Source organism: Bradyrhizobium sp. SZCCHNR1002 (assembly GCF_032381435.1).
Classification (GTDB): Bacteria; Pseudomonadota; Alphaproteobacteria; order Rhizobiales; family Xanthobacteraceae; genus Bradyrhizobium; species Bradyrhizobium aeschynomenes.
On sequence record NZ_JAUHIS010000001.1, the window covers coordinates 1,641,356 to 1,653,919 of the forward strand.

Annotated in this window: 13 protein-coding genes; 4 read left to right on the top strand and 9 right to left on the bottom strand. The window is 65.6% G+C overall.

What is annotated here, in order from left to right; all coding sequences use genetic code 11:
- Positions 1-98: 98 nt before the first annotated feature.
- Positions 99-701, top strand: coding sequence for a TIGR00730 family Rossman fold protein (locus tag QX108_RS07280; RefSeq protein WP_172113442.1), 603 nt, complete (start codon positions 99-101; stop codon positions 699-701).
- 4 nt (positions 702-705) lie between these two features.
- On the opposite strand, the gene QX108_RS07285 is transcribed toward QX108_RS07280, so the two are convergent.
- The 4 genes from QX108_RS07285 to cysS form a co-directional block, all read right to left on the bottom strand.
- On the bottom strand, positions 706-1,083 hold the full coding sequence (locus QX108_RS07285; RefSeq protein WP_315780157.1) for a VOC family protein: 378 nt from the start codon (positions 1,081-1,083) through the stop codon (positions 706-708).
- A 118-nt stretch (positions 1,084-1,201) separates the two neighbouring features.
- Positions 1,202-2,800, bottom strand: a complete 1,599-nt coding sequence (gene cimA, locus QX108_RS07290) for a citramalate synthase (RefSeq protein WP_315720737.1) — start codon at positions 2,798-2,800, stop codon at positions 1,202-1,204.
- Positions 2,797-3,297, bottom strand: a complete 501-nt coding sequence (locus QX108_RS07295; protein ID WP_315780154.1) for a GNAT family N-acetyltransferase — start codon at positions 3,295-3,297, stop codon at positions 2,797-2,799. The genes cimA and QX108_RS07295 overlap by 4 nt, the downstream gene beginning before the upstream one ends.
- A gap of 114 nt (positions 3,298-3,411) precedes the next feature.
- A complete protein-coding gene (gene cysS / locus QX108_RS07300) occupies positions 3,412-4,821 on the bottom strand; it encodes a cysteine--tRNA ligase (protein WP_315780152.1) in 1,410 nt (469 codons plus the stop codon).
- Between the two features lie 387 nt (positions 4,822-5,208).
- On the opposite strand from cysS, the gene QX108_RS07305 reads away from it, so the two are divergent.
- Both QX108_RS07305 and QX108_RS07310 read left to right on the top strand, forming a co-directional pair.
- Positions 5,209-5,517 carry a hypothetical protein gene (locus QX108_RS07305; RefSeq protein WP_315720740.1) on the top strand — a complete coding sequence of 103 codons (309 nt, stop codon included), beginning with the start codon at positions 5,209-5,211 and terminating at the stop codon, positions 5,515-5,517.
- A 153-nt stretch (positions 5,518-5,670) separates the two neighbouring features.
- On the top strand, positions 5,671-6,828 hold the full coding sequence (locus tag QX108_RS07310) for a DUF2865 domain-containing protein (RefSeq protein ID WP_172113436.1): 1,158 nt from the start codon (positions 5,671-5,673) through the stop codon (positions 6,826-6,828).
- Positions 6,829-6,851: 23 nt separating this feature from the next.
- Here QX108_RS07310 and QX108_RS07315 read toward each other — a convergent pair whose 3' ends face one another.
- Genes QX108_RS07315 through QX108_RS07325 form a run of 3 tightly spaced genes read right to left on the bottom strand, consistent with a single transcriptional unit; the run spans position 6,852 to position 9,952 of the window.
- Positions 6,852-8,198 carry a nitrilase-related carbon-nitrogen hydrolase gene (locus tag QX108_RS07315; protein ID WP_315780150.1) on the bottom strand — a complete coding sequence of 449 codons (1,347 nt, stop codon included), beginning with the start codon at positions 8,196-8,198 and terminating at the stop codon, positions 6,852-6,854.
- 12 nt (positions 8,199-8,210) lie between these two features.
- The gene (locus tag QX108_RS07320) at positions 8,211-8,564 is read right to left on the bottom strand and encodes a diacylglycerol kinase (RefSeq protein ID WP_315780148.1); all 354 of its coding nucleotides are present in this window, start codon (positions 8,562-8,564) and stop codon (positions 8,211-8,213) included.
- On the bottom strand, positions 8,564-9,952 hold the full coding sequence (locus tag QX108_RS07325; RefSeq protein ID WP_315780146.1) for a class II 3-deoxy-7-phosphoheptulonate synthase: 1,389 nt from the start codon (positions 9,950-9,952) through the stop codon (positions 8,564-8,566). The genes QX108_RS07320 and QX108_RS07325 overlap by 1 nt, the downstream gene beginning before the upstream one ends.
- 1,107 nt (positions 9,953-11,059) lie before the next feature.
- Between QX108_RS07325 and QX108_RS07330 the strand changes: the two genes are divergently transcribed.
- Positions 11,060-11,482 (top strand): hypothetical protein, encoded by a 423-nt coding sequence (locus QX108_RS07330; RefSeq protein WP_315799392.1) that lies wholly within the window; start codon positions 11,060-11,062, stop codon positions 11,480-11,482.
- 74 nt (positions 11,483-11,556) lie between these two features.
- Here QX108_RS07330 and QX108_RS07335 read toward each other — a convergent pair whose 3' ends face one another.
- Together QX108_RS07335 and QX108_RS07340 are read right to left on the bottom strand one after the other, a co-directional pair.
- A complete protein-coding gene (locus QX108_RS07335; protein WP_315780142.1) occupies positions 11,557-12,285 on the bottom strand; it encodes a sulfite exporter TauE/SafE family protein in 729 nt (242 codons plus the stop codon).
- Positions 12,286-12,324: 39 nt separating this feature from the next.
- Positions 12,325-12,504, bottom strand: coding sequence for a hypothetical protein (locus QX108_RS07340; protein ID WP_315780139.1), 180 nt, complete (start codon positions 12,502-12,504; stop codon positions 12,325-12,327).
- Positions 12,505-12,564 lie beyond the last annotated feature (60 nt).

Genomic DNA, 12,564 nt, shown 5'->3' on the forward strand with positions numbered 1-12,564 from the left:
ATGGATCGAAACCGTCGGCATCACACGATGAAATCCCGGGAATTCACCCCATCCGCCTCCGTCTTGACGCCTTTCAGCTGCAGTGTCACATCCATCACATGACTGAAATCCGCACCGTCTGTGTCTATTGCGGCTCCGGCCCGGGCACCAATCCCAGCTTCATCGAATCGGCGAAGGCACTTGGCAAGGCGCTCGCCGACAACGGCGTCAGGCTCGTCTATGGCGGCGGCTCCATCGGCATGATGGGCGCGGTCGCCAAGGCCGTGCTCGATCATGGCGGCGACGTCACCGGCATCATCCCTGACTTCCTGGTGAAGAAGGAGGTCATGATGCCGCTGAAGGATCTGATCGTCACGCCCGACATGCACGAGCGCAAGCGGCTGATGTTCGAGCATTCCGATGCGTTCGTCGCCTTACCCGGCGGCATCGGCACCCTCGAGGAGCTGGTCGAGCAGCTGACCTGGAAGCAGTTGGGACGCCACGCCAAGCCGGTGCTGATGGCCAATATCGACGGCTTCTGGGAGCCGCTGTTCGCCCTGCTCGCCCACATGCGGGAAACCGAGTTCATCCGCCCCGGCTTCCAGATCGAGCTGCTCAAGGCCGACCGCACCGAGGACATCCTGCCGCGGCTGCGCGAGGCCGCCGCCCGCGTCGCCAAGGAAGAGACGGAGATGGCGCCGGAGATTGCCAAGCGGCTGTGACTCCCTACTCGCTGGGAAACGTCACCGCCTCGATCCGGTTACCATCGGGATCGAGCACGAAGGCCGCATAATAGCGCACGCGATCATGCGGCCGCAGCCCCGGCGCGCCGTCCGAGATGCCGGCTGCTTCAACAGCTGCCGCGTGGAACGCATCGACCTCGGCCGTGGTCTTGGCGCGCAAGCAGAGATGCGAGCCGGTGTCGGCCGGCACGCGCGCCATCGCCGGGCGCAGGTTGATCCAGAGCTCCGGATAGGTTTTGCCGAAGCCGATGGTGGCAGGCCGCTCGACCAGCCGGGTCATGCCGAGCGGCGCCAGCGCAAGCTCGTAGAAGCGCGCGCTGCGGGCGAGGTCGCTGACACCGACGGAGACGTGGTCGATCATGCGTTGACTCCCCGCTCTCTCCATTCGTCATTGCGAGGAGCGAAGCGACGAAGCAATCCAGAGCCGAGGGCGGAACTCTGGATTGCTTCGCTTCGCTCGCAATGACGGCTCCTCATTGTCATCCCGGCGCGCCTGATTTCACCAGCTTGTAGAACACTGAATCCATCAGCGCCTGGAACGAGGCGTCGATGATGTTGGGCGACACGCCGACCGTGGTCCAGCGCTCGCCGGTCTCGTCAGCGCTCTCGATCAGCACCCGCGTCACTGCCTCGGTGCCGCCATTGAGGATGCGGACTCGGTAGTCGATCAGCTTGAGGCCGTCGATGAAGCCCTGATACTTGCCGAGATCCTTGCGCAAGGCAACGTCGAGCGCATTCACCGGGCCGTTGCCTTCGGCGGCGGAGATCAGCCGCTCGCCGGCGACGTCGACCTTGACCACCGCCAGCGCCACCGTGACGCGCTCGCCGAGCGCGTTGTAGCGCTGCTCGACATTGACGTCGAACTGCTCGACCCGGAAATACTCCGGCACGGAGCCGAGCGTACGCCGCGCCAGCAGCTCGAACGAGGCGTTCGCGGACTCATAGGCATAGCCCAAGGCCTCGCGCTCCTTCAGCTCCTCGACCAGCCGCGTCAGCTTCGGATCGCTCTTGCTGAAGGGAATGCCGCCGCGCTCCAGCGCTGCGATCACGTTGGAACGGCCGGCCTGGTCCGACACAAGCACCTTGCGATGATTGCCGACGCTCTCGGGCAGCACATGCTCATAAGTGTGCGGATCCTTCAGCACCGCAGAGGCATGGATGCCGGTCTTGGTGACGAATGCGCTCTCGCCGACGTAAGGCGCATGCCGGTTCGGCGCGCGGTTGAGCATGTCGTCGAGCGTGCGTGACACCTTCATCAGGCCGCCGAGCTGCTGGTCGGAGACGCCGATCTCGAACTTGTCAGCGAACTCCGCCTTCAGCTTCAGGGTCGGAATCAGCGAGCACAGATTGGCATTACCGCAGCGCTCGCCAAGCCCGTTCAACGTGCCCTGGATCTGGCGCACGCCGGCGCGCACCGCGGCCAGCGAGTTCGCCACCGCCTGCTCGGTGTCGTTATGGGCGTGAATGCCGAGATGATCGCCTGGCACATGCTTGGCGACCTCGCCGACGATGGCCTCGATCTCATGCGGCATGGTGCCGCCATTGGTGTCACACAGCACGACCCAACGCGCGCCGGCCTCATACGCGGCTCGCGCACAGGCCAGCGCGAACTCGGCATTCTCCTTGTAGCCGTCGAAGAAATGCTCACAGTCGAGCATCACCTCGCGCCCGGCCGCCTTGGCCGCAGTCACGCTGTCGCGGATCGAGGCGAGGTTCTCCTCGTTGGTCGTCTCGAGCGCGACGCGAACCTGATAGGCTGAGGACTTGGCCACGAAGCAGATCGCATCCGCCTTGGCGTCGAGCAGCGCCGCGACGCCGGGATCGTTCGACACCGACCGCCCGGCGCGCCGCGTCATCCCGAAGGCCGTGAAACGGGCATGTCCGAGCTTGGGCTTGGTCGCGAAGAACTCGCTGTCGAGCGGATTGGCGCCGGGATAGCCGCCCTCGACATAGTCGATGCCGAGATCGTCGAGCATGCGCGCGATGACCTGCTTGTCGGCCAGCGTGAAGTCGACGCCGTTGGTCTGCGCGCCATCGCGCAACGTCGTATCGAACAGATAGAGTCGCTCTCTGCTCATGACTGCGCTCCCGCGCCGAGCGCCTTCTTCATCCTTGTGTTGGCGAGCCACTCGCCATTGATGGAGACGCTGTTGCGCTGCTGCGCGACGTAGCCGCGCTTCCTGAAGAAATCCACCGCAGTGTCGCTGGCATCGACCACCAGCCCCGTCGTGCCGCGAGCGCCGGCAAGCTTCTCCAGCGCATCGCACAGCAGCGCTCCGACGCCCTGCCCCGCGACGCTCGGATGCACGTAGAGCATGTCGATGTGATCGTTGCCCTTCAGCGACGCGAAGCCGACCGGCGCGCCTTTCAGGGTTGCGATCAAGGTCAGCGTCGACGCCAGCTTCTTACCAAAACCCGCCTCGTCGTCGGCAGCGGCGGCCCAGGCCTCCTGCTGCTCCTCGCTGTAGTCGTCCGAGGTCAGCTGCTGGATACTGGCGACGAAGATCGCCGCGAGCAGCGGCGTATCGGCAGCGAGAAACGGCCGGAGCGCCGCCTTCGGAAGAGCCTGTCCCATCGTCTCACCAGAGTCCATAAAGCTTCGTGACCAATGCAACCGCGCCTGCGATCACCGCGAGCTTGAGCAGGATGTAGTACAGCCAGTGCCGCGGGAACGGCGTATCGGGCCTCTTCATCGCGCGATCTCCCAGGTCGTGACCGGCTTGCCGTCGGCGCCCTTGCCATCCTTGAGCACGACGCCCATCGCCGCGAGCTCATCACGAATGCGGTCGGACTCCTTGAAGTCCTTGCGCGCACGGGCGGCGGTGCGCTCCGCGATCAGGCTATCGACCTTACCGGCGTCGACGCCACGCGCCTGCTGCTTGCGCGCCTCCCATTGCGCCGCCGTTTCGGACAGAAAGCCGAAATAGCGCAACGAGCCGGCAAATGCGGCGCGAGCGGCGTCATCCCCGGACGACGCCCGTCCGCGCAATGCGTGCAGCTCCGCGATCATCAGCGGCGTATTGATGTCGTCCAGCAGCGCGGCGATGACCGCGGGATCGGGCTGCTCGCCGGACGCATCGGCCGCGACGCGATACCATTCGTCGAGCGTTTTCGCACTCTCCTCCAGGCCCTTGACCGTCCAATCGGCCGGCGAGCGGTAGTGCATCTTGAGCATGTTGAGGCGTAGCACCTCGCCCGGCCAGTCCGCCAGCAGGTCGCGGATGGTGACGAAGTTGCCGAGGCTCTTCGACATCTTCGCGCCCTCGACCTGCACGAACTCATTGTGGAGCCAGTAGTTCGCCATGACCGAGGTGCCATGGGCGCAGCGCGATTGCGCGATCTCGTTCTCATGATGCGGGAAGATCAGGTCGAGACCGCCGCCATGGATGTCGAAGACGTCACCGAGATAGGCGGCGCTCATCGCCGAGCATTCGATGTGCCAGCCCGGGCGACCGCGCCCCCACGGGCTGTCCCAGCCCGGCTCGTCATCGGACGACTGCTTCCATAGCACGAAATCAGCCGCATCCTTCTTGTGCGCATCGACCGCGACGCGGGCGCCGGCGAGCTGCTCGTCGAGCTTGCGGCCCGACAGCGCGCCATAGTCCGGCATCGATCGGGTATCGAACAGAACCTCGCCCGCAGCCTCATAGGCATGCCCGCGCGCGATGAGCTGCTGGATCAACGTCACCATGTCGGCCTTGCCGTCCGCGCGCGGCAATACGAAATCGGTCGCGCGCGGCTCGAAGGTCGGCGGCAGGCTGCCGAGCGCAGCAGTGTCGCTGCGAAACTGATTGGCCGTCACCTCGGTGACCTTCCGGATCGCCTCGTTCAGCGGCAGTCCCGGATAGTCGCGCGCGGCCCGCGCATTGATCTTGTCGTCGACGTCCGTGATGTTGCGGACATAGGTGACGTGATCCTTGCCATAGAGATGCCGCAGCAGCCGGAACAGCACGTCGAAGACGATCACGGGCCGCGCATTGCCGATATGGGCGAAGTCGTAGACGGTCGGTCCGCAGACATACATGCGGACATTGTTCGGATCGAGCGGCACGAAGGGGCGCTTCTCCCGCGACGCGGTGTCGTACAAACGCAAGTCCATGGTCAGTCCCCGAATGCCTCAGTCTCGAATGCCTGTGCCCGCGTCTCGCCAAGCGAGACGCAACGGGTGTCCTCCGCCAGATGACGGCCCGAAGACGGGCGGCCACGGCAAACAGCACGCTTCCGACCTGCCGGCCGGGCGTCCTGATCATCTCTGTTGAGAAAAGACGGCCTCAGCCAGCGAATCGCTAGCGCGTAATCTCGCGGCAAATGCAGCAGATGGCGAGGAAACCGTTCATGGGTTTCACCATGATGCAGCGGGATGTTGCCGTCAAGAGCCGCAAATCGGCCGCTTTCACCGCCCAAATCGTCCGCCCTGCCTCATGGTTAATCATTTTTAACCTTTTTGGCCTAACCGTGAGTTGTAGCCATCATCGACCGGTGCACCATGCGCTTCTCCTCGGGCCTGCTCGCCTGCTGTGTCCTCCTCGCCGCCGCGACCACCGCCTCGGCCGAGAGCCGAATCTTCATCATCGCCAACGAGGCCGACGGCTACGGCGTCGACCAGTGCCTGGCCAAGGGCGACAAATGCGGTGCCCCGGCCGCCCGCTCCTACTGCCAATCACGGGATTTTGCACAGGCCTCCTCCTACCGCCGCGTCGACCCCGACGAGATCACCGGTTCGGTGCCGAAAGCCGGCGCGAGCTGCGCTCATGGCGGCTGCAGCGAGTATGTCGCGATCACCTGCCAGCGCTGACGGCTCCGGGAACGACTGTTCCCGCCACGCCAGCGCCCCGGAAACGACGTGACGCTGCCCGACAAAGCGGCTATGGGATGCGCGCCGCTGCCGCGATTTTTCCGAATTCTGTGCTCGTCCCGCGGCAGCACCCATGGACCGGAATACCGCATCTTGATCGCATCCCTGTCTCCGCGCCTGTTGGCCTGCACCGCGCTGCTCGGACTGACCCTGACCGGCTCGCACGCCCTGGCGCAATCCAGCTCCGATTCCTACGCGCAGATGGCCCCGGGTCAGCCGCAGGCCGGCGTCAACCCGATATGTCCGCGTCTCGAGGCTCAGCTCGCCTCGATCGAACGTGGCGGTGGCGGCGGTGATCCGGCACGCGAGGACCAGATTCGGCGCTATCAGGACGCTGCCGCCAAGCAGCAGGCCGAGCTCGATCGAGTCAGCATGCAGGCCAAGCGCATGGGCTGCGACAGCCCCGGCTTCTTCTCGATCTTCAACGGTCGCGCGGCCGAATGCCAACCGGTCAACAATCAGATCCAGCAGATGCGCTCCAATCTGGACCAGATCACCGGCAGCCTGGAGCGGCTGCGCGGCGGCGGGTTCGGCGGCGAACGCGACAACCAGCGCCGCTCGGTGCTGGCCGCGCTGGGCCAGAACAATTGCGGGCCGCAGTACCAGCAATACGCGAATCGCGGTGGCGGCGGAAACGCCGGCGGCAATTTCCTGACCAGCCTGTTCGGTGGCGGCGCCGACAGCAACCCGGCGGCCTCGCTGCCGCCGCCGAGCGCCGATCTCGCCGCCCCGCAGGGCACCTACCGCACCGTCTGCGTCCGCACCTGCGACGGCGCCTATTTCCCGATCTCGTTTGCCACCGTTCCCGGCCGCTTCGCCGATGACGAACGCGCCTGCAAGGCGCAATGCCCGGCCGCCGACGCGACCTTGTTCACCTATCGCAATCCCGGCGAGGACATGAATCAGGCGGTGTCGGTCAACGGCCAGTCGTACACCGCGCTGCCGAACGCGTTCAAATATCGCACCGAGTTCAACCCCTCCTGCTCGTGCAAGGCGCCAGGCCAGACCTGGGCGGATGCTCTGAAGTCGATCGACGAGAGGGCCTCGGCCGCCGAGCAGGGTGACATCATCGTCACCGAGGAGAGCGCCAAGCGGATGCAGCAGCGCCAGACCGGCAAGCCTGTCGCCGGCAAGAAGGGCGCGGCGCCCGCAGATGCGGCTCCGGCGACCACGACCGCCGACACCACGACCGGCGCCGGCGGCGACAAGCAGATCCGCACGGTCGGCCCGACCTTCATCCCGGCGCGCTGAGCAGTCTCGCCGGGCCATCTGCATCATCCTTCGATCTCAGCGCGGGCGATGAGATCGGGCGAGATCACCTCGCCCGACGGCCCGCGCGCGTCCGCGGGTGTCCAGCGATTGCGCAGCGCGGCCAGGCGAGCAGCCTGCGCCGGGGCGATGTCGCCGAGCGCAGCGACGATGCCGCCCCGGCCGGCAATCCCGCCGCTGACATCGACGGCAAGCGCGCCCGATTGATTCGCCAGTGCCGCCAGCAACATGCCGCGGAGCCGCGCCAGCAGATCACGATGGGCATCGACCGGCAGCGGGCCGGGCAGGATCGTTTCAACACCTTCGATGGCCGCCGCGATCGGCACGATCTCGGCGGCAATACCGAGCCGCGCCGCGAACGCGATCGCCTCGTCCCGCAGCTGCTGCGGCGTGTCCGGCCCGGCCAGCAGCACGGCGCGAACCTCGTCGGCTCCGAGTGCATCGACGGCCAGGGCCAGTGACAGCGCGGATTCGATGCCTGCCGCCAAGCCCAATATCGCGCCGCTGAAGCCTGCCTTGGCGACGCGGTCGCGCAGGCGGAGCACATGGGCGGCATAGTCCGCCTCGTCGCCCTCGATCAGCTCGGCGACCGGCCCGCGGCACTGCCAGCCGTCATCTCCCCTGCGCCATGCCAGCGTGGTCACGTGCTCGACGAAGCCCGGCAACTGCGCGGCGATCGAGAGATCGGCGTTGAGTGCGAAGGACGCGCCGTCGAACACTTCGCCGTCGTGACCGCCGGTCTGATTGAGCCAGAGCAGCGGCAGGTCGCTCTCGGTGACGCGCGCCACGGCCGCCGACAGCCGGCGGTCGCCATCGCCGCGGATGTAGCGCGCGGCGGCCGCGACCACGATCAGCTCGGCGCCGGTCTCGGCCAGCGTCTCGACGACGTTCTCGTCGCTGGGCTGCTCGGGCCAGATGTCCTCGCCGATCGCGACGCCGATGCGCATGCCGCGCACGCTGATCGGGCCGGCCGCGGGGCCGCGCGCGAACAGCCGCTTCCGATCACCCGGCAAATTGGTCTTGAAGCGCGTCGCGGCGATGCGGCTGCCGTCGAGGAGCGCAAGGGCGTTGTAGAGCTTGCCGTTGTCGCTCCATGGCGTGCCGATCAGCATCGCCGGCCCGCCATCGGCGGTCTCGCGCGCCAGGGCTTCGACGGCGTCGCGGCAGTCGGCCTCGATGCGCGGCGTCAGCTCCGCGGCAAGGCCGCCGGCGATGAACAGCTCCGGCAGCACCACGAGATCGGCGTCGGCGGCGTTCGCCAGAACCTCCCGGGCCTTGGCGGCGTTGCCCGCGATGTCGCCCACCGTCGGATTGAGCTGCGCCAGCGTGATCCTGAAACCGTCAGCGGCCATCGCTCAACTCGTTCACAACAGCCCGATCCGCTCGGCGATCGCGAACAGCCAGAAGCCGCCGGACATCAAGAGCGCAACGCCGACTGCAGCCGAGCCGAGATCCTTGACCCGGCCGATCTGCAGATCGTGCTCGGTGGTCAGGCGATCGGCGAGCTTCTCGATCGCTGTGTTCAAGAGCTCGACCACCAGCACCAGCAGGACGGCGCAGACCAGCTCGACGCTGCGCATCGGCGTCACGCCGATCACATAGGCGAGCGGCAGCGACAGGAGGAAGGCGATCACCTCCTCGCGCACCGCCTGCTCGGAGCGGAGCGCGAAGGAAAGACCATTGCGCGAGTTGAGCGTCGCGCGCCAGAAGCGCAGCATCAGAAGCCCGCGACCGCCGGAATCGGAGACGACTTGCCGCCGCGCTGCTGCTTCAACAGCTCGGCGATCAGGAACGCCATGTCGATCGACTGCTCGGCGTTCAACCGGGGATCGCACACCGTGTGATAGCGGTCGTTGAGATCCTCGTCGCTGATCGCGCGCGCGCCGCCGATGCATTCGGTGACGTCCTTGCCGGTCATCTCCAGATGAATGCCGCCGGCATGGGTGCCCTCGGCGGCATGCACCGCGAAGAAGGCGCGGACCTCCGATACGATGCGATCGAACGGCCGGGTCTTGTAGCCCGAGTTCGAGGTGATGGTGTTGCCGTGCATCGGATCGCACGACCACACCACCTTGCGCCCTTCCCGCTGCACGGCGCGGATCAGCCCCGGCAGGTGATCGCCGACCTTGTCAGCGCCGAAGCGGTTGATCAGGGTCAGCCGGCCCGGCTCATTGTCGGGGTTGAGGATATCGATCAGCTTGATCAGCTCGTCCGGCTTCAGCGACGGGCCGCATTTCAGGCCGATCGGGTTCTTGATGCCGCGGAAATATTCGACATGGCCATGATCGAGCTGACGGGTGCGGTCGCCGATCCAGATGAAATGGCCCGAGGTCGCGTACCAGTCCCCGGTCGTGGAGTCGACGCGGGTGAAGGCCTGCTCGTAGCCGAGCAGCAGCGCCTCGTGGCTGGTGTAGAAGTCGGTCGCGCGCAGCTCCGGATGGCTCTCGAGATCGAGGCCGCAGGCGCGCATGAAATTGAGCGCCTCGGAGATGCGGTCGGCGAGCTCCTTGTAGCGGCGCGACTGCGGACTGTCCTTGACGAAGCCCAGCATCCATTGGTGCACGCTGCCGAGATTGGCGAAGCCGCCGGTGGCGAAGGCGCGCAGCAGGTTCAACGTCGCCGCCGACTGCCGGTAGGCGTCGAGCTGGCGCTGCGGATTGGGAATGCGCGCCTCCGGCGTGAAGGCGGTGTCGTTGACGATGTCGCCGCGATAGCTCGGCAGCTCCACGCCGTTGACTTTCTCGGTCGGCGACGAGCGCGGCTTGGCGAACTGGCCGGCGATGCGGCCGACCTTCACCACCGGCACCGCGCCGGCATAGGTCATGACCACGGCCATCTGCAGCAGCACGCGGAAGAAGTCGCGGATGTTGTTGGCGCCGTGCTCGGCAAAGCTCTCGGCGCAGTCGCCGCCCTGCAGCAGGAAGGCTTCGCCCGCGGCGACACGCGCCAGCGATTTCTTCAGGTTGCGCGCCTCGCCGGCGAACACCAGCGGCGGGAAGGTCGCGAGCTGCGCCTCGACCTCGGCCAGCGCCTTCTGGTCGGGATAGTCAGGCACCTGCTGCACCGGCTTGGACCGCCAGCTCTCCGGGCTCCAGCGCTCCGTCATGGCTCTCTACTCCCTCTGGACATCCGCTCGCTCGTTCCCCCGCAGCGGCGCGCCGCGTTATACACAGCCCGTCTCCGAACTGCCATCCGGAATTTAAGTCGTTCGTCCAAGCCCTTGCTGCTACGGATGGATTTTGGCCCGGCCGAGATTCCGCATGATCCTGTAGCCCCCTCTTTCTCCCCGTCATTGCGAGCGCAGCGAAGCAATCCAGGGTGGTGGGCGGGACTCTGGATTGCTTGCGCCTTCGCTCTCCGAGCTCGTGGACACGTCGCTGCGCTCGCAATGACGTGGGGTGACGACTTTGCCCCGCATGACGACCGCCTGTCTCGGATGGAAGAGCAGTGTCTCCACAATCACCGCTGTCATCGCCCGGCTTGACCGGGCGATCCAGTACGCCGAGACGCCTGTAATGGACTCAATGGGCCGCGGCGTACTGGATCCCCGCTTTCGCGGGGATGACGACCGAGTTCGACGCGCTCAGGTCGCCCCTCTCGCTGAATCCGTCTCAAATGAGCCCACACAGCAGCCACGGGCTCTCATCCTCGCGCGCCGCTTGGGCCGAGTCATGCTGCTCATCCGCCCTCTCAGACATCGAAGGGCGCAGGGAATGCCGGACGATGGCCTCGCCCATGGCCCGCCTGCGGAAAAAATGCAGGCGGCAGGTACCACAGGTTCAGCCGATCATTCCGGCATTCCCTGCGCGACGGTCTTCACGCTTATACGCAGTCTGCCTGGTGCGCCGGGCTTGTTGGCCACCATTCGCGACAATGCTTGCGCATTGGGCGGGACACCAGCATCGGGGTGCCAGCACGCTGCGACTTCACGTCCGCGCCGAACCGTTCGTCCACGCATCCTCTCGGACACGCTGCGGCTCGCTCGCGGCCATCGCTCCCCGCCTCGCGTGTCGTGACGATCGCGCGCAACGCCCCTCCGAAGTGAGGCAGGTTGCGCCTAATAAAGCATGATTTCTGGTAATCGTAAAGAAAAATCTTTCGCTGCTCGCTAATGTGTTGGTCACGGAGCCCCGATCCCGGTATTGCCTGGCTCGCCCTCCCTTGCCGAGGAAGGTCCTCAACAGGTCATCGACGCAACCCGAGCATGAAGGTCATGGCATTCATCTCCGATCCCGAAAATCGGCGCCGGGTGTTTGATCCCGAAAGCGGCTTCGAACTGACAGGCATCTTTCGGGATGTGCCAAAGGACGAATTTTGGTTCGATTTCTCCTCCGAGCACATTGCCTTCATGGCGAAATCGAAGCTGTCTTGGTCAGCAGACCGCATGCAATGCATGTTCACGTTCAACGTCGCACAACTCTATCACAGCTATAGATGCAATCCGCTTCGTAAGCTGGGCCGCGAAACAATGAGCGCCAGCGACTTTTGCGCAACGATTCTGCAGAAATTGCACGAAGCAGTCGTCGCCTTTGTCACTCGCGCCAGCGGCGATCCCCGTATCATCGGAGAACGATTGAAAGCCGAGGTCGAATTTGTCGATCATGCTCCGGATGATAGCGGGAGGCGAATGGCCTGAAAATGGCGCAAGGAACGCCAGCGCCCCAACGGCTCAATGTAGCAGATCCTCACCGGTGGGATTCTCTCGTTGAATTACACGACGAGCAGCAGCCCCGATAGCAGCAGAATGCCCAGGATGATCTTCCTGAACAGCACATCGTTGACCTTGCGGAACGCGAACACGCCGAGTGCAGTCCCTGCGAGCAGCGCCGGGATGCTCAAGGCGAGGTCGATGATCACCTTGGACGACAGGTCCTGACGCGCCAGCATCATCGTGAGCGAGGCGATCTGCATGGCTGCGATGAAGGGCTGGACGAGGCCACGCTGTTCGGTCTTCGGCAGGCCGTGCATCTCGCACCAGATGGTCGGCAGCGCGCCGGGCATCGCGGTGAGGCCGCCGATCAGGCCGCCACCGAAGCCGATGATGGCGGTGCGGCTTCGGCTCATCGGTTGAAGACTGCCCAGCGCCGGCTTGCACAGCATGGTGCCGGCGTAGATCGCAATGGTGAGGCCGAACACCTGCTGGAACACGCGTGTATCTGCATTGTGCAGCAGCCACAGCGCCAGCGGCACGCCGAGCAGCCCGCCGATGATCAGGACCAAGCTCTCCCTCCAGCGGATGCTGGCGCGCAGCGCCCAGAGGTTCGTCGCCTGCACGCCGACGCTGCACGCCATCATCAGCGGCACCGCCTCCAGGGGCTGAAGCATGTGCAGCAGGATCGCGCCGGCAACGGCCGAAAATGCAAAGCCGGCGAGGCCGGAGACGAAGGCGCCGAAGAACACGGCGACGCTGAGCAGCAAGAATGATCCGAAACCGGGCATGGAAATGCTCCCGCTGATGAGGCTGAAAATGGGTGGTGGTCAATCGATGGATTGAAGCGTCGCCATCGGCTTCATCGACGCTCCGTCGGGCGTGTCAGCCCCTCGCAGAATCGCAATCGCGACGACGTGCAGGATCAGGAAGCCGACGAGGACGGTGGCGCCGAGCGCCGGCTTCAGCGCGACCGGCTTTCGCTGCGTTGAATCCTGATGGGCTTGCATGTCCGACGTCTCCGGCAAGTGGTATCGGATTGCTAGCAGCCCGCCGTCTCCTCAGCGTCC